The sequence below is a fragment of the Cellulophaga sp. genome (genome assembly GCF_039943695.1).
Taxonomy (GTDB): Bacteria; Bacteroidota; Bacteroidia; order Flavobacteriales; family Flavobacteriaceae; genus Cellulophaga.
Genome location: NZ_JBDVAA010000026.1, coordinates 1 through 16,244, shown reverse-complemented (window position 1 = coordinate 16,244; position 16,244 = coordinate 1). Strand labels below are relative to the sequence as shown.

Below are 16,244 nucleotides of genomic sequence, written 5' to 3'. Positions count from 1 at the left end.
CCAGATATTAAGAGCTACAGGATAGCATAGAACAACCTACTTTGTTTTTTGCCCAATCTGGTCTTTTGGCAAACCACTTTTGATGTTCTGGTTGTTCTTTGTACGGATTTTTTAATAGCTGATATAACTCATCTAACACACTATAATTTCCGTTATCAGCTGCGTCAATTGCTAATTGAGCCATATAGTTGCGTAATACGTACTTAGGGTTGGTTAAATTCATCTTTACTTTACGTTCAGAATCTATAGTTTTTTCTAACTTTAACCTGCTCGCATATGCTGTAAACCAATTAATCCAATGTGCTTTGATGTCATCTGTAAGTGCAGTAGGAGTATATAAAGCTTCTTTAAGCTGTTTTAGAGCATCTTTAGGAGCCTCTTTGTTAAATGCAGTTAAGTTTCTGTAAAAGATGGTCATATCGGTCTCTAAACGCTGCAAATTAGCTTCTAGCTCTTCAATTAGTTTAAAGTCGGAGTCAAATTCAGAATACAAACCAATTTTAGAGCGCATCATTTTTAAAGAAGCTTTATCATAACCAAGTTTGTAATTGTCTAAAATGGCTTCTAGGGGAGCGGCCTCATTAACCAACGGAAACAAAGCATTTGCCAATTGAAAAAGATTCCATAACCCAACATTAGGTTGATTGTTGTAACGGTAACGCCTATTTTCGGCGTCAGTAGTATTTGGTGTCCAGTCCGGATTATAATCGTCTAACCAGCCATAAGGGCCATAATCTATAGTTAATCCTAAGATAGACATATTATCTGTGTTCATAACACCGTGCACAAAACCTACACGTTGCCAATGCACAATCATATCTAACGTACGTTCTGCAACTTCTTTAAAAAATGCAATGTATGTTTCTTTAGATGGGTTGCCTAAATGCGAAAAATGATTTTTAATAGTGTAGTCTACTAAGGTAGTTAGTGTAGAAATATCTTCTCTAGCTGCCAATAATTGAAAATTTCCAAAGCGTAAAAAACTTGGCGCAACTCTGGTAACAATAGCTCCTTTTTCATAAGCAGCATTACCATTGTACAACATATCTCTTAATACACTATCTCCTGTAAGTGCTAAAGATAAAGCTCTTGTAGTTGGCACACCTAAATGGTACATAGCTTCGCTACATAAATACTCTCTTACAGATGATCGCAATACAGCTAGACCATCTGCTGTTCTAGAATACGGAGTTTCTCCTGCACCTTTAAGTTGTAAAGCCCATATTTTGTTATTGTGTTCTACCTCAGCAAGGTTAATAGCTCTACCATCTCCTAATTGTCCGGCCCAATTGCCAAATTGATGTCCGCCATAACACATAGCATACGGTTTAGTGTCTGCCATAACGCTATTACCTGTAAACACGTTTAAAAACTCTTTACTAGCACTATCTTTTTTAGTTAGCCCAAGAGTTTTCAACATATCATCAGACAAGTGTATTAACTGTGGATTAGCTGTTTGTTTAGGAGTAACATAAGAGAAACACGCATTAGAAACCTGTCTTCTAGAGTTTTCTAAAATAGGATCTGCGGGTAATTGTGATGTAAACCTATTTTTTAAGTTAAATTTCATTACTTAAGCTTGTTCAATTATAGTATTCCACTTATCACTTCTTTTGGCAATAGCTTTTACATAGCCACAAACAGCTACAGCTTTGTACCCTTGTGCAGTAAGTAGCTCAAAAGTTTGTTCTACTAATACTTTACCAACGCCTTTTCCTCTTAAACTAGGAGGTACTTCAGAATAGACCAAGTACATTTTGCCATCTTTAAGTTTGTAATCTACAAATGCCGTGGCACCTTCTACATCCATAGTAAATTTTTGATTTTCTTTATTGTGTATAACTTTCATTCTTTTTTAAAATTTAAAATACCTGCAAGTCATAAAGAATTACAGGTATTGTATGTTGTATTAAACTGTTACGCTTTTTAATTTATCTGCGTGCATTTGTCGCAGTTTAGCTAATTTAGGATCTATAACTACCGTACAATAGCCCATTGTTTTATTGTTTTTATAAAAACTTTGGTGGTCTTCTTCGGCATCATAAAAAACACCTATGGGACTAAGTTCTGTTACAATAGGGTCTGCGTAATACGGAGCCATTTCTGCTAAAACAACCTCAGCAACCTCTTTTTGCATTTGGCTATGGTAATAAATTACAGATCTGTACTGTGTGCCAGCATCTGCACCTTGTCTGTTTAATGTAGTAGGGTTGTGGGTGGTCATAAATATAACCAGTAAATCTTGGTATGATATTTCTGCGGCATTGTAGGTAACCTGTACCACCTCTGCGTGCCCAGTTAAGCCAGAGCATATTTCTCTGTATGTTGGTCTACCAGGCGCAATACCACCTGTATATCCAGAAACTACCTTTTCTACACCTTTAACTTCATTAAAAACTGCTTCTGTACACCAAAAGCATCCTCCACCAACAGTTAACGTTTCTAATTTTCTATTCTTCATTCTTGTATTTCCTTTCTATTTTGTAATTGTAAAGCTTCTGAGTTTATGCAGTAGCGTAAACCACTAGGTTCTGGTCCGTCTGGAAAAATATGACCTAAGTGAGCATTGCATGTATTGCATAAAACTTCTACTCGTATCATTCCAAAACTACTATCTTTTACATATTTAATAGCATTTTCTTTAATGGGTTGTGTAAAACTAGGCCAACCAGAGTTAGACTTAAACTTAATGTCTGAGTTAAACAATGGCGTATTGCAACAAACACAATTATAGTTACCGTTTACAAAAGAACTACATAAAGCACCTGTGTGTGCTGGTTCGGTTCCTTTTTTACGTGTAATTCTGTATTGTTCAGGTGTTAACAACTGTTTCCACTCATTTTCCGACTTTTCAACTTTAAAATCTGGCTCTAAATTGCCTTTTACAGCAAAATGAATTACATTTTTCCAAGTTAGCATAAACCAATTTCCTTTCTACTTTACAATTGTTATGATACTGTTATATTACTTGTGTGTTTTGTCGTATTAAAAGCAAATTCCTATCAAATTAAAATAAAGAAGAAATTATGTTACAACACGTAAAACAGCAATAGTTTTAAAGATAAGAAGAACTGAATAGACTTAAGGCGTATTTAAGCTATCTTTAAGAGTTTTGTACTGTATATTAATTTTTTTAACTCCGTATTCAATCGCTTTTTCTACATCTACTCCCATATAAATGTCTATGCGGTTACGCCATTTAGAGTGCATTTTATCTTTAACTAAAAATATACCACTAAAACCTTCTAATTTAACTTTGGTATCTCTTTTTAATCCCAATTGCAGTAAATCTTTAGAAACGGCTATGTATTTATCACCAGGAGAAAGACTGTCTCCCCAAGCAGCAATAGTAGGTTGCAAAGATGTTTGGTAAGCTAAAGAATTATATGCTGTGGCTTTAACACTTAGAGTTTTCCAAACATACGGATACTCTTTCTTTTTTAAGCTTGTGTTAGAACAAGAAAAGAGTGTTATACAGCATAAAATAAAGACAAGGTTCTTAATCATTAATTTAAATATACTATAAATTTTGCAAAAATAGTATAGGTGCTTTAGGTTCATAAAAAAGTAAACCCACAACAAAAGCTGTGGGTTTACTAGGTGCAATAAAAATACCGTTTTTAAAAAGTTACGGAAACTTTAGCTTTTAAAAAGAAAGGAGTACCAGGTGTAAAGTGAATTTCATCTACAGGGCTATCCTCATTAAACAATCTTGTTTCTGTGGCAAACTGACTCTCATTCCACTCTGTATCAAACAAGTTCTCTATAATAATTCCGTAGCTCCAGTTTTTAGTATTGTAGCTTAGGTTAAAATCTGATAAAAAGTAACCATCTGCAACAATAGAGTTGTCCTCATTAGCAGGTCTGTCTTTTACATATCTGTAATTTAATCCACCAGAAAACTTACCAACGTTTTTAAAGGTTAAACCACCTGCAGCAGTTAAAGAAGGTGCTAGTGGTATGTAATCTTCACCATCTACTTCTTCTGTGCTTCTGGCGTAAGCGTAATTAGCATCACTATAAAAATATAAATTAGGAGTTATATTGTATCTAAAACCTAAGTCTACACCATAACGTTGTGTTTTTCCACTAGGTTCTACCACACCAGCATCACCAACATATACAAACTCTTGTTCTAGGAATAAGCTCCATAAAGCAGCGTTAACAACTAGTTTTGATGATGGTTTAAGAATTACACCCAAATCATTACCATAAGCAGCAGGTAATATTTCTTTACCATTGTTAGCTGTAACCACACGCGTGTCATTAGAATGAAAACCAATACCAGATTTTAAAAATAACTGTACGCTAGGAGAAGCAGCATAAATAAAATTTAACTTAGGACTAACAAAAACCTTGTTTTCACTTAAACTAGTATAAGCTGTTTGTAGCTTGTCTATATAATCGTTTTTAAAATAATCTAAACGTAGGCCAGGATTAATTGTCCACTTGTTTTTCTTGTAGGTAGCGTTTAAAAAGCTATACATATTTACTTCATCAATATCACCTAAAGCATAAGTTTCTAAAGTGGTTTGTCTGTTTGCTGTGTGTGATAGTTCTACATCATTAACATCATCATACCTAAAGCCAGCACCAGCTTCTAACTTTAATTGCGAATTGTCTTTATCAAAATGAAAATGATGAGCATAAACAGATTCGGCTCCAAAAATACTACGAGACTCTTTTTGTTTTATTTGATCTCCGTTAACAGGATCATCTAAAAAGAACGTAAAGTTAGAGAACAGTTCAAAGTCATACTTAGAGACAAATGCCTTAGAAGTAAGAGATTCGTGCTCGTTAAATTGTTTGGTATGATTAAACCATAGGTTAGATCTACTAGTTTTACCACCTTCTGTATCATCTATAGCACCAAACCTATCAATTAGTCCTTGGTCTACTGCACGCTGAGGTATTTGACCAGAAGCATCCCATTTACTTTGAAAATGACTAGCCGTAATAGTAAACTCTTGATCTTTGTAATTATTAAAGTTATAGCGCCCCATTAAGTTTATTCTATTAAAATTCTGAGGAGAATCAAAAACACCATCTGTAAGTACAAGCTCAGAGGCTAAGTACATATTATTTTGTTCTTCATCTAATAACTTAAGCATACTTACAGCACGTAAACTGTTAAATTGTCCAGCTTCTACAGAAAGTAGATTTTTGTTTAACTTCTTTTTAGTTTTTAGGTTTACATACCCAGCAGTGTTAAAGTTACCAACGTTTGCATAGTAAGGACCTTTGCCAAAATCTATATTATCTACCGTTTCTGGTATAATAAAGTGCATATCTGCATATCCTTGTCCGTGTGCATGAGACACCATATTTACAGGTAAACCATCTACGCTTATGGCAACATCTGTACCATGATCAATATCAAAACCACGTAAAAATATTTGTTCTGCTTTACCACCACCAGCGTGCTGACCAATAATTAACCCAGGAACTTTACGTAAAATTTCTTGTGAAGACTTTACTGGGTTGGTTTTAACATCTACATCTAAAAACGTACTAAGGGAGTTTACTTTAGATACTAAAACCACTTGATCTAAAGAGACAGCACTTTCTGTTAAGCTCACTTTTATAGTTGTATTTAAATGCTCTTCTGTAATTGTAATTTGTTTTGTAGCGTACCCAAGGTTGTAAAAGAAAACAACATCGTTTAAAGAGACATCATTTAATTTAAAAAAACCAGAGGTGTTAGAGTAGGTGTAATTACCAGTTGTTTGGTTGTACACACTAACACCCTCTATAGGTGTATTGTTGTTAGACATTACAGTACCTTTTAGTTCGTGTGCTTGTATACTGCCAATGGTTGCCAAGAGCAGTAATATTGTTATAATATATTTCATTTATTGTAGTTTGTTGTAAGCGGTATCCTGTATAGAACTATAACACAGTTTTACACTTAGATACCAGAATTGTAAACGCATAGTATATCCATAGGTTTGTTAAAACCTATAGTAGCTGGCGTTTCTTATATATATAATTGTTCTTCTGCTTTATATAAGCAGTATTAAGCTAGTGCGCTTTTAGGAGGTTTTTCTACAATTGCTATATAGCCTTTTGCAGTTTTATTTGTACTAGTGTATATATAGTTAATGGTAAGTGTTGTGTTATTTTTAATGTTGTATGCATATGTGTCTGCAATATGCTTGTCTATTTTAATTTCCTGTACAAGACTATCATTAGAGTCGTTTTCTGGTGCGCCAAACAGGTCATTAAAAAAGGTTATAATTTGATGCTCATGATGTATGGCGTGAGAATGACTATGTGCTTTTGTTGAGGTATGGCTGTGCGAGTGTGTTGCAACTGTATTTTGTGCTTCTATTGCGTGAGAAATAGCGTGTAAACCATCTTTAATTTGGTGTTGCAACGGATGTAGCACGTACAACAAGCTAATGCTTATTGCTATAATTTGTACTAAAAGTTGCTTAATATTTGCCATTTTTTGCTTTAAAACACTATGTTATTGTTCTGTATTTAAGTGTTATTTTTGCAGCTACCAAAGCTATAAAAACTTATGCACTCTTGCCATACTAACGAGATAATTTGAGGTAGGGTTTTAAAAAAAGTAAAAAAAATATAAGTTTTTATTTTTGGTATATGTAAAAGTGTTTAAAATTTAGCTAGTTATGGCAAAAAAAGGAAGAGAAAAAAATACATTAAATAAGGCAAAGCACACAAAGCTAATGGCCAGAAAAATTAATAAAAAGAAAAAAGAAGAGGCACTGCGTAAAGAACGCCTTAAAGCTATTATTAAAAAAGCACAACAAGAGAAAGAAAGTTAGGAAGTACTGAGTAAAACGCATTAAGTTTTATGTTGTGGCATTGTTTATTTAAAAACAATGTAATATTACAATAGCCTAAAGCTTATTGCTAAAGGCTAGTTTTATACACTATAAATAAATTATATTTTTGCAACTGCAGCTTCTGCACATCTTTCGCCATCCATAGCTGCAGAAATTATACCACCTGCATAACCACCACCTTCTCCGCAAGGGAACAAGCCCTTTATCTCTGGGTGTTCTAATTTTTCTGTTCTTGGAATATTAACAGGAGATGAGGTTCTAGATTCTACACCAATAATATTAGCTTCAGAGGTGTAATAGCCGTTCATTTTATCTCCAAATGCTTTAAATCCGCCTCTTAAACGACTACCAATTAATTTTGGAAATAGAGAGTGCATAGGAGCAGATTTTAATCCTGGTTGGTATGATGTTTCATTTAGTGTTGTAGATAATTTTCCTTCTACAAAGTCTGTTAATCGCTGTGCAGGTGCAACCTGGCTTCTTCCACCAGCGGTAAAAGCAAGTTTTTCTAAATCTTTTTGATATTCTAGCCCTTTTAAAACACCAAATTTATTGTATTTGGGAATATCTTCATCAACATTAATTTCTACAACAATACCAGAGTTTGCATATAAATTATTTCGTTTAGATGGCGACATACCATTTACCACAACCTCTCCCGGAGCAGTTGCTGCAGGTACTATAAATCCGCCAGGGCACATACAAAAAGAGTATACACCTCTGCCTTTTACCTGTTCTACAAGGCTATATGCAGCAGCAGGCAATAACTCATCTCTTTGTCCGCTGCAATGGTATTGTATGCTGTCTATTATGTGTTGTGGGTGTTCTACACGTACACCCATTGCAAAAGATTTTGCTTGTAGTGCAATTTCTTTTTTATGTAGTAAATAGTAAATATCTCTGGCCGAGTGTCCTGTTGCTAGAATTACACTATTTACAGCCATTTCTTTGCCATTTTCTAAAATAATGGCTTTTAAAGTATTGTTTTTTATGTCAAAATCTACCACTTTAGTATCAAAATGGACTTCGCCACCATATTTTATAATGTTTTCTCTAATATTTTGTACAAGTTTAGGTAGTTTGTTGGTACCAATATGTGGGTGTGCATCTACCAAAATTTGGTCTGTTGCTCCGTGATACACTAGATTTTCAAAAATTCTACGTACATCACCACGCTTAAGACTACGAGTGTATAGTTTACCGTCTGAGTATGTGCCAGCACCACCTTCACCAAAGCAATAATTAGAGTCTTGGTTTACAATGTGCTCTTGGTTAATTGCTTTTAAATCTCTTCGTCTGTCTTGTACATTTTTACCACGCTCTAAAACAATAGGTTTGTAACCTAGCTCTATACAACGCAGTGCGGCATACATACCTGCAGGACCAAAACCAATAATATGAACTTCTTTGGCGTTAGAAACATCTTTATAGTCAAACGTATAATTACTGCTTTCTGGAGCAGGTTCTTTTATGTAAACAGATACTTTATAATTAAAGTAAATGGTAGGCTTACGTGCATCTATAGACTTACGATCTACTTTTACGGCTGTAATTTCTGATGTTGGAATGCCTAAATATTTTGCAGCTTTTTTGGTTAGAATCCCTTTTATAGGTTCTTCTTTTAATGTTGTTCTAAGCTGAATGTTTCTTACCATACCGCAAAAGTACCATTTTAAAAGAATTTCTCTTTTTTTGTTTTTGAATTATTTTAGGTTGATGATGTAATTCCGTTTTCAATGTATAATAATTGCTATTTTTGTAAACTTAGTATTGTTAAAATAGTTGTTTTTAGATTCGTAGTTTTTTTGAGAAAATCAATTTATATGTTTAAAATCATATATTTTAAATTATATGTTATATAGCATATAATTGTGTTTATATGTTAAATAGCATATATTTGATAAAAAATAAAAAATGATAGCAGTTATAACAGGTGATATTATTAATTCTAGAACAGAGGATGTAGCTGTTTGGTTGCCAGTACTTAAGTCAGAATTACAAAAAATAGGTACAGACCCTAACGATTGGGAAATATACAGAGGAGACAGTTTTCAATTAAAAACAACACCAAAGTTGGCGTTAAAAGTAGCTTTTAAACTAAAAACGGCACTAAAGCAGTTTAAAACATTAGATGTTAGAATGGCAATAGGAATAGGAGAAGAGAGCTATATTGCAGATAAGGTTACAGAAGCAAACGGTAGTGCTTATGTAAATTCTGGCGAGTGTTTTGAAGAGTTAAAAAAGCAAACTTTAGCAATAAAAACCCCTTGGAAAGATTTTAATGTAGTTTTAAATTTAGTGTTAGATGTGTTAGAGCTGACTGTTAATAATTGGACGCCAAATTACGCGCTTTTAATAAAAGAAAGCTTAGAAGATACAACTGTAACACAAAAAGAGTTGGCAGAAAAACTAGATAAAAAACAAAGTAATATAAGTACTAGTTTAAAAAAAGCTGGCTTTGATGAGATTTTAAAAATATTAGATTACTATAACACACAAATAGAAAAACTATGTTAGTATTTACCTTAAAGTTGCTTTTAGCTCATATTTTAGGCGATTTTGTGTTGCAACCCAATAGTTGGATAAAAGACAAGCAAGAAAAGAAACAAAAATCGGTATACCTTTATTTGCACATACTTGTACATTTAATTGCTTTGCTTGTAATTTTTGAGTTTAACTTAACCTATTTTTTAGGAATAGGAACAATTATAATTACTCATTATTTAATAGACTTAGCAAAACTTATATTACAGAATAATGCCAATGCAAGAGTGTTATTTTTTTTAGATCAAGCATTGCACTTGGTAATATTAGTATTGGTAGCTACTACTTATACAGATTATAGTTTAGACCTAGCTTATTTAACTACACCTAGTGTAATACTATTTTTAATAGCTATTTTTTTACTTACAAATGTGTCTTCTATTTTAATGAAAGTTATAATTTCTAAATGGAAATTAGAGGACGACACAAAAAAATCACTAAAAAATGCAGGTGCTTACATAGGTGTGTTAGAGCGCTTGTTTATTTTTATGTTTATTGTTTTGGGGCAATGGAGTGGAATAGGGTTTTTACTAACAGCTAAATCTGTTTTTAGGTTTGGAGATTTATCTAAAGCAAACGATCGTAAGTTAACAGAATACATATTAATAGGAACTTTAATAAGCTTTGGGTTGGCTATTTTAATAGCTTTAGGATATAATTATATAGTAGAACAATTACCTAAATAGTATTGTTATGAAGTTAGAGAACGAAAAAACATCGCCTTCTAAAATGCAAAAAATGTTACATTTAAATTATGATAGGGATGATGATATTTGGCTAACTAATACTCAGACTTTACGTAAATTAATAGGTGTTTTAGGCATTATATTACCTGTGTTATTATTTGGTTTTTTATGGCTTACAACAGAGCATCCAAGCACATTAGAATCTATTAGTCATTATTATTATACACGTGCAAACCCTATTTTTATTATAGTTGTAAGTATTATGGCTATATTTTTAATGGTATATAAAGGCAGAGAGCCTATAGATTTTTATGTCTCTTTTATAGCAGGGCTTTTTGCAATTTTATTACTACTGTTTCCTACAGATAATATAGCGGTTACGTGTTGTGATGCAGATGCAGCATATAGTGTAACATATATAGAAGATAGTGTTTGGCGTGTGCGTTTTCATTACATAGCAGCAGCTATATTTTTGCTAAGTCTTAACTATATGTCGCTCTTTATTTTTACAAGATCTAACAAACCAAAGGCAGAACGCACTAAAGAAAAAAAGCAGCGCAATACAATTTATAAAATAAGCGGAATATTAATGTTGTCTGCATTAACTGTAATAGTGCTAGGTTTATTAAAAGTAATACCAGAAGATGTGTATTACCAAAACCACATTACTTTTTGGATGGAGACCGTTGCTATAGAGTGTTTTGGAATAGCTTGGTTAGTAAAAGGAGAAACTATTTTTACTGATTAAAAGTATAAAACCCCTGAAAAAATCAACAATTTCAAGGGTCTTATGGTAAAATATGGACAATCTACATAAATAGCCTAGACTATTTAAATTTTAGCATAAGCAAATAGCATAAGTAGGTTTTTGTATGTTTTTGCTTTGCTTGTGTGCTTTTAAGCACAATCTAACTGTCTTAGCCTGTCCAATGCTTCAGACTTAGAATTTACATTAAGTTTTAAGTAAATGTTTTGAATATGAAAGTTTACTGCACTTGCAGTAACAAATAATTTTTCTGCTATTGTTTTGTACGTAGCTCCTTCAAACAATAAATCTATAATTTCGTTTTCTCTTTTAGAAAACTCACTAAAAGATTTACGCTGAAACATAGATATTACTTGCTTAGCAATATCATTACTAAGTGCAGCGCCATCAACTTTAATAGAGTTTAAGGCATCATAAAGCCTCATTTCTGTAAGCGGTTTAGTTAGGTAACCATTTGCTCCGTTTTTAAAAGCTTTTTTAATTAGTGTAAAATCATTTTGTTCACTAACAATTATAATTTTAGCATTAATTGCTTTCTTTTTAAATTTAATAAGTACGTCTATACCACCTAATTCTTCTTCAGGAATATCTGTAATAATAATATCTGGTGATACAGTTGTAGAAGATCTTAAAGCTTCTTTTGCAGAACCATATATACCAATTAGGTTGTAGTCTGAGTATAACTCAAAATAGTGCTTGTACGTTTTTTTAAACAGTGGATCGTTATCTATTACAATAACATTTAAATTTTTAGTTTGCATAAGTTGGGGGTTTTTGCATACTTAAAAGCATGCAGGTTAAGTTTATAAGTGAAATTTGGGGTAGTATTTATTTTTAAAATAGGCCATAGAAATCCATTCTTAACTATTTTTTACAATAATTAAGTACTATTTAATAGATAAATATTATACTTAAAATTAAAAGGGTAGGGGTTACTCTTATTTTTTAATTTTAGCTACAATACTATATAAATAATAGTTTTCTAGACAGTCAAAAAAAATTAAATACTGAGATTAAAATACCGTTTACAGCGTAGATGATCATTTTTTTGTAGGGGTAAAAATGACTGCTGATTGCAGTTTTTGTAGGCTTGTTTTTGGTTACTTTTTAAAGTGTAAAAAAGTGTCATATAATTTGGGTTTTTCGGGGGTTAAAGAAACCTTTTTACAAGCTTCTAAATTTAATTTTTAGAGTAGATAAATATTATATTTTAATTGATTTAAGCTTTTTCCTAACGTTCATTTTAATAGAAAAAGCTTTGTTTATTAAATAGGTTCTATACTATTTATCTGTATCTCTATACTAAAGATATGACTTTTGCGTTATCTGGCAAAATTTAAAAGTAAGTAAAATCGTATTTAAAAATAGTTAAACTGCATTTCAACGTCACTTTTGTGCTTTTGAGCGTTTATCAGGAAAGGGCTAATCGATAAAGTGTTAAAAAATTAACAGCTTATTTAGAATAATTCTAAAGTGTGTTTATTAGATGAAATACACTTTTTTGTAAAAAAAAATAGTCCAAAAGACAAGTATAAGAACGTTATATACTTTGTCTTTTAGGACTACCCGCAACCCCCGATGCGTAATTTTCACTTATAAAATAACCCAATTTTTCCTCTTGGGAGAGGCAACTTATATTGTATTAATCTTCATATATATTTGAAGCTGTAGCAGTTGAAGCAGAATATGTAGGTTTGTCTACCTTTAATATCCATTTTTCATCCTGGTATTTACCGTTTAGGTTAGATGCGTATGCATCTTCAGCATCTTGCATATAACTGTAGTCTGCTAAGTACACATAGTAAAGATCATTTTCTTTGTTATAAAATTGCTTAGCATCTATATTTTCTTTTTTAAGTTTAGCCATAAAAGCATCTAAGTACTTTTTTGTTTTATACACATTTGCAATAACGTAGAAGCCAGACTTAACACCATCCATATCTGATTGGTTTACTACTTTTAAAGGAATCTTCTTAAATTTTTTGTTCTCTGTTGTTGCAGCAACTTTTTTATCTGCATCTAACTTATAAGTAACCTTTTTAGTTGTTGTAGCTGCTACAGCGCTGTTAGGTACTGTGTTTACTTCTTGTGCTGTAGTTTGTAGGTTTTGTTTAATATCGTTTCTTAAAATACGAACTATAGACTCAAACTTTTTTTCTAAATCTCTGCTTCTAGCATTTTCTATAGAATCTTGTCTTAAAATAAGTTCATCTAAAATTAATCTGTTTTCATAAGCTAAAGAGTTTACGTCTGTTTGTACAGTTGTTTGCTCTGTAACAGCTCTAGATTTAGAAGCTCTTTTATTTTTACGGTTATCTTTTTTCTTTTTGCTATTTAATGTAACACTTTGCGACTCAAAGTTTTTTACAATTGAATTAAACTTATCTTGCACTTTGTTTTTTGGAGTATTTGTAGTGCTAGCGTATGTGTTTATGTTGCTATTGTTAGTAGTGTTACTTTTAGGAGTATTGTCTTGCTCTCTTTTTAAGCTATTTTGCTTTGTTATTAATGCTAATATTTCATTTTCTCTTTTTTTGCTAGAAATAGCCATTCTGGTAGCATCTTTACCGCTTTCTAATGCTACAATTCTTTCTTTATCTCTTTTTTGATCTTCCATAAGAGCTAAAATTTGCTCTTCATAATTTCTTATAATATTGTCTACTTTACGGTCTTGTGATTCTTGCTTATCATTAGTAGCAAATGCAGGACCGTTGTTTTTAAATGTATATGCTAAAGACAACTCGTGGTTCCACCCTAAATCTGTTTCGTTGTTCATAATATCTTTTTCTAGCAAATAACCTAAAGACATTTTGTTGTTTAAGTTAAATCCTAACCCCATAGATACTCCGTGTTCGTTGTCTATTGTAGATTGTAACCATCCGTACTTAGGTAAATCTAATAACATAGAACCTATATAAGATATGTTTCCGTTTTCGTTTTTACCCACTTGTACAAGAGGCATAAACCTTGCTTCTGCAAATAAACCTCTAGTAGCATTAAATGGTTGTGTGTATTGTAAAGATGCCTTTACACTTTTATCATTAAAGTTAGTAGAAAAAGCATTTGTTGTTTGGTTATATCTTACTAAATCTTTAGCGTAAATACCAACATCAAATCTACCAACAGATAGTGTAATAGCAGGTTGTATAGCTAATTTACTTTCTTTTTTAGCATCTATTAACTGTAAATCGTTATTGTCTGCTACAATTCTGTTTTTATCTAATCCCTCGTTAAAATAAGTAACATTAGCGCCAAATGTAAGCATACTCTTTTCACCTAGTTGTACAGCAGTTGCATAATTTGCATTAAAGCCAAACTCTTGTACAACACCAGCCCACTGACTGTAAATACCAATACCAAAAGCGGCATTGTCGTTAATTTTACTACTAAAACCTACAAAATAGTTTTGTACGTTATCATCAAAAGTTGCGTACTGGTTTCTATGCAAAATGTTTAAGTAAGATTTATTTTCTCTTACCAATGAAAAGGTAGGATTTATTAAAAATCTATTAAAAAACATTTGATTGTGGTACGAATTGCTTGAACTATTTTCTGAAACAGTAGCTTCTTGTGCAGTTACTGTTTGTAAGCCTAATACAATACATATTAAAGCTAGTAAATAGATTTTGTTAGATGATGAAACTTGACTTTTCATAGTAGTAAAAATTACGGTTATTTTTGGGGTGAAAGTGATAAGTACTTTTTTTACTTAAGTACTGTAAAAGAATTATAAACTAAGGGGGTGGTTTATAATACTTGGTTCTTAATCTTCAAAAACAGATGTTGAGTAGTTTATTGATGATTCATCATTAACAGCCTCTAAAGAGTTAAAATCTCTTTTGTTACTGTTGGTATAAGTAAAGGCTACTTTTTCTACATTACCTTGTCCTCGGTTAGACATTACATAGCCCATTCCGTTTTTAGATCTTAAGTCTAAAGAAAAATCATCCTTGTCGCTGTTAATTTTACTGCCTAAGTTTGCAGCAATACCAACTTTACGTTGTCCAACTTCTACCATATATATATCTAGTCCGCCATATCCTTTATGTCCGTTAGATGCAAAAAATAAAGAGTTTCCGTTTACTACTTTAGGATACAAGTCGTTTTTTTCTGTGTTTACTTTTTTTCCTAAGTTTTTAGCAACTCCAAATTCTCCTTTTGAGTTAATAGAAGCTACATATATATCAAACTTACCAAAAGTACCAGGCATATTAGAAGCAAAAAATAAACGTTTACCATCTTCAGAAACAGTAGGGTGCATTGCAGAGTAGTTTTTAGGTGCTAAAGCAATTTCTTTTACGTTTTTCCATTTGCCGTTAACATTTTCAGCTCTATATATTTTATGAACTATTTCTTTTTTAGAAAAAATTCCGGTAGCTGGCTTCACATAAACACCTTTACTAAAGTAAGCTGTTTTACCATCTGCAGTTACTGCAACTGGTGTTTTGTATGCATTGTGTTTATCTTTAATTTCTTCTAAGTAATTATTTTGCTGAGATACTGTTTCTAGAGAAGAATTACCTCTTGGGTTAAAACTATACTCGCCATATTTGCCAGCATAAGTAGTATTGTTTTTTTGTTTTTTTGTTTTGTAATCACTAGCAACAGCTTTCATCCAATCTTTATTGTCACTAGCATTGTCTGTAGTGCTTACACCAACTTTTTTAAGTGCAAATTGGTAACGTTCTTGGTAGCTATTGTTAAGCATTTTATCTTTGCTAACATCTTTTAATTTCTTGTACCAAAAAATAGCTGTTTTGTATTTTTTTACTAAAAAGTTAGCGTTACCAAGATCTTCGTAAATCTCTTTGTCTGCGTAACCTAAGTTTTTAAGTTGTTTGTAGTTGTCAATTCTTTTTTGAACTTCTACGGTTGTAGTTTTTGAAGAGTTATGAGCAACTGATTTTTGTGCTGATAACGAATAGCAAAAGAAAGTAGATATACATACTATTGCTGCTTTGTGGGTTATTAAATTTTTCATAAGATAAGGGGTTATATTATTCTTACATCAAAGATCTAGAATTAACCCGTTACTTATACTAGTAAATATTCATAGGTTTTTGTAAAAAAGGCTCATTTCATCGATTAAAATCATTTTTTATATGCTGAAATGCACTTTTTAGAGCTTTTCGACCAGTTTTCCACATATAATTTCAAACTCAGCCTTTAACTGGTTTTCATCAATAGGTTTACGAATTATGTGCATTGGGTTTGTTTTATTTGCTCTTTCTATTGTAGATGCATCAGAGTTACCAGTTATAAAAACAAATGGTATTTGATAATCTTTATTTATTACCTCTGCAACTTCAATACCGTCTTTATCTCCGCTTAATCCTATATCTAATAATATAATGTCTGGTGAAAAAAAGCGTAAGGCAGACATAGCCTCGTTACTATTACTTGCTGTTCTAACAATATTATTGTCTATACCTTCTA

The 16,244-nt window shown here is 32.0% G+C and carries 16 protein-coding genes; 4 read left to right on the top strand and 12 right to left on the bottom strand.

The genetic code is table 11. From position 1 onward, the window contains the following. Positions 1-7: 7 nt before the first annotated feature. The 7 genes from ABJD66_RS02335 to ABJD66_RS02305 all read right to left on the bottom strand — a co-directional run bounded on the left by ABJD66_RS02335 (position 8) and on the right by ABJD66_RS02305 (position 6,448). On the bottom strand, positions 8-1,570 hold the full coding sequence (locus ABJD66_RS02335; protein WP_348127757.1) for a protein adenylyltransferase SelO: 1,563 nt from the start codon (positions 1,568-1,570) through the stop codon (positions 8-10). Positions 1,571-1,573: 3 nt separating this feature from the next. After that, positions 1,574-1,849 carry a GNAT family N-acetyltransferase gene (locus tag ABJD66_RS02330; RefSeq protein WP_100895765.1) on the bottom strand — a complete coding sequence of 92 codons (276 nt, stop codon included), beginning with the start codon at positions 1,847-1,849 and terminating at the stop codon, positions 1,574-1,576. A 60-nt stretch (positions 1,850-1,909) separates the two neighbouring features. Beyond that, complete coding sequence (msrA, locus tag ABJD66_RS02325) at positions 1,910-2,461, bottom strand: peptide-methionine (S)-S-oxide reductase MsrA (protein WP_348127753.1); 552 nt, start codon at positions 2,459-2,461, stop codon at positions 1,910-1,912. Beyond that, positions 2,458-2,919, bottom strand: coding sequence for a peptide-methionine (R)-S-oxide reductase MsrB (gene msrB, locus ABJD66_RS02320; RefSeq protein WP_348127750.1), 462 nt, complete (start codon positions 2,917-2,919; stop codon positions 2,458-2,460). Before msrB ends, msrA begins: the two co-directional genes overlap by 4 nt. Positions 2,920-3,081: 162 nt before the next feature. After that, the gene (locus ABJD66_RS02315) at positions 3,082-3,507 is read right to left on the bottom strand and encodes a hypothetical protein (RefSeq protein ID WP_348127747.1); all 426 of its coding nucleotides are present in this window, start codon (positions 3,505-3,507) and stop codon (positions 3,082-3,084) included. A gap of 113 nt (positions 3,508-3,620) precedes the next feature. After that, positions 3,621-5,852, bottom strand: coding sequence for a TonB-dependent receptor plug domain-containing protein (locus ABJD66_RS02310; RefSeq protein WP_348127744.1), 2,232 nt, complete (start codon positions 5,850-5,852; stop codon positions 3,621-3,623). Between the two features lie 164 nt (positions 5,853-6,016). After that, positions 6,017-6,448, bottom strand: coding sequence for a hypothetical protein (locus tag ABJD66_RS02305; RefSeq protein ID WP_348127741.1), 432 nt, complete (start codon positions 6,446-6,448; stop codon positions 6,017-6,019). A 187-nt stretch (positions 6,449-6,635) separates the two neighbouring features. Here ABJD66_RS02305 and ABJD66_RS02300 point away from each other — a divergent pair, with 187 nt between their 5' ends. Beyond that, the gene (locus ABJD66_RS02300) at positions 6,636-6,791 is read left to right on the top strand and encodes a hypothetical protein (RefSeq protein ID WP_198519433.1); all 156 of its coding nucleotides are present in this window, start codon (positions 6,636-6,638) and stop codon (positions 6,789-6,791) included. A gap of 119 nt (positions 6,792-6,910) precedes the next feature. Here the strand turns inward: ABJD66_RS02300 and ABJD66_RS02295 are convergent, their stop codons facing one another. Continuing rightward, a complete protein-coding gene (locus tag ABJD66_RS02295; protein ID WP_348127738.1) occupies positions 6,911-8,467 on the bottom strand; it encodes an FAD-dependent protein in 1,557 nt (518 codons plus the stop codon). 259 nt (positions 8,468-8,726) lie between these two features. Between ABJD66_RS02295 and ABJD66_RS02290 the strand changes: the two genes are divergently transcribed. Genes ABJD66_RS02290 through ABJD66_RS02280 form a run of 3 tightly spaced genes read left to right on the top strand, consistent with a single transcriptional unit; the run spans position 8,727 to position 10,790 of the window. Beyond that, positions 8,727-9,329: a SatD family protein gene (locus ABJD66_RS02290; protein WP_303541665.1), complete on the top strand. Its 603-nt coding sequence runs from the start codon at positions 8,727-8,729 to the stop codon at positions 9,327-9,329. Further along, positions 9,323-10,042, top strand: coding sequence for a DUF3307 domain-containing protein (locus ABJD66_RS02285; protein WP_348127734.1), 720 nt, complete (start codon positions 9,323-9,325; stop codon positions 10,040-10,042). The genes ABJD66_RS02290 and ABJD66_RS02285 overlap by 7 nt, the downstream gene beginning before the upstream one ends. 7 nt (positions 10,043-10,049) lie before the next feature. Continuing rightward, on the top strand, positions 10,050-10,790 hold the full coding sequence (locus ABJD66_RS02280; RefSeq protein WP_303541670.1) for a hypothetical protein: 741 nt from the start codon (positions 10,050-10,052) through the stop codon (positions 10,788-10,790). A gap of 149 nt (positions 10,791-10,939) precedes the next feature. Here the strand turns inward: ABJD66_RS02280 and ABJD66_RS02275 are convergent, their stop codons facing one another. The 4 genes from ABJD66_RS02275 to ABJD66_RS02260 all read right to left on the bottom strand — a co-directional run. Then, positions 10,940-11,569: a response regulator transcription factor gene (locus ABJD66_RS02275; RefSeq protein ID WP_100895775.1), complete on the bottom strand. Its 630-nt coding sequence runs from the start codon at positions 11,567-11,569 to the stop codon at positions 10,940-10,942. 881 nt (positions 11,570-12,450) lie between these two features. Continuing rightward, positions 12,451-14,463 (bottom strand): type IX secretion system membrane protein PorP/SprF, encoded by a 2,013-nt coding sequence (locus ABJD66_RS02270; RefSeq protein WP_303541672.1) that lies wholly within the window; start codon positions 14,461-14,463, stop codon positions 12,451-12,453. Between the two features lie 108 nt (positions 14,464-14,571). Then, positions 14,572-15,789, bottom strand: coding sequence for a cell envelope biogenesis protein OmpA (locus ABJD66_RS02265; protein ID WP_348127732.1), 1,218 nt, complete (start codon positions 15,787-15,789; stop codon positions 14,572-14,574). Positions 15,790-15,927: 138 nt separating this feature from the next. Beyond that, on the bottom strand, positions 15,928-16,244 hold a 317-nt coding region (locus ABJD66_RS02260), incomplete at its 5' end, for a response regulator (protein WP_348127729.1).

Bases quoted from the DNA above. Each gene is read 5' to 3' on its own strand.
- ABJD66_RS02335 (WP_348127757.1), bottom strand. From the start codon at position 1,570: ATGAAATTTAACTTAAAAAATAGGTTTACATCACAATTACCCGCAGAT.
- ABJD66_RS02330 (WP_100895765.1), bottom strand. From the start codon at position 1,849: ATGAAAGTTATACACAATAAAGAAAATCAAAAATTTACTATGGATGTA.
- msrA (WP_348127753.1), bottom strand. From the start codon at position 2,461: ATGAAGAATAGAAAATTAGAAACGTTAACTGTTGGTGGAGGATGCTTT.
- msrB (WP_348127750.1), bottom strand. From the start codon at position 2,919: ATGCTAACTTGGAAAAATGTAATTCATTTTGCTGTAAAAGGCAATTTA.
- ABJD66_RS02315 (WP_348127747.1), bottom strand. From the start codon at position 3,507: ATGATTAAGAACCTTGTCTTTATTTTATGCTGTATAACACTCTTTTCT.
- ABJD66_RS02310 (WP_348127744.1), bottom strand. From the start codon at position 5,852: ATGAAATATATTATAACAATATTACTGCTCTTGGCAACCATTGGCAGT.
- ABJD66_RS02305 (WP_348127741.1), bottom strand. From the start codon at position 6,448: ATGGCAAATATTAAGCAACTTTTAGTACAAATTATAGCAATAAGCATT.
- ABJD66_RS02300 (WP_198519433.1), top strand. From the start codon at position 6,636: ATGGCAAAAAAAGGAAGAGAAAAAAATACATTAAATAAGGCAAAGCAC.
- ABJD66_RS02295 (WP_348127738.1), bottom strand. From the start codon at position 8,467: ATGGTAAGAAACATTCAGCTTAGAACAACATTAAAAGAAGAACCTATA.
- ABJD66_RS02290 (WP_303541665.1), top strand. From the start codon at position 8,727: ATGATAGCAGTTATAACAGGTGATATTATTAATTCTAGAACAGAGGAT.
- ABJD66_RS02285 (WP_348127734.1), top strand. From the start codon at position 9,323: ATGTTAGTATTTACCTTAAAGTTGCTTTTAGCTCATATTTTAGGCGAT.
- ABJD66_RS02280 (WP_303541670.1), top strand. From the start codon at position 10,050: ATGAAGTTAGAGAACGAAAAAACATCGCCTTCTAAAATGCAAAAAATG.
- ABJD66_RS02275 (WP_100895775.1), bottom strand. From the start codon at position 11,569: ATGCAAACTAAAAATTTAAATGTTATTGTAATAGATAACGATCCACTG.
- ABJD66_RS02270 (WP_303541672.1), bottom strand. From the start codon at position 14,463: ATGAAAAGTCAAGTTTCATCATCTAACAAAATCTATTTACTAGCTTTA.
- ABJD66_RS02265 (WP_348127732.1), bottom strand. From the start codon at position 15,789: ATGAAAAATTTAATAACCCACAAAGCAGCAATAGTATGTATATCTACT.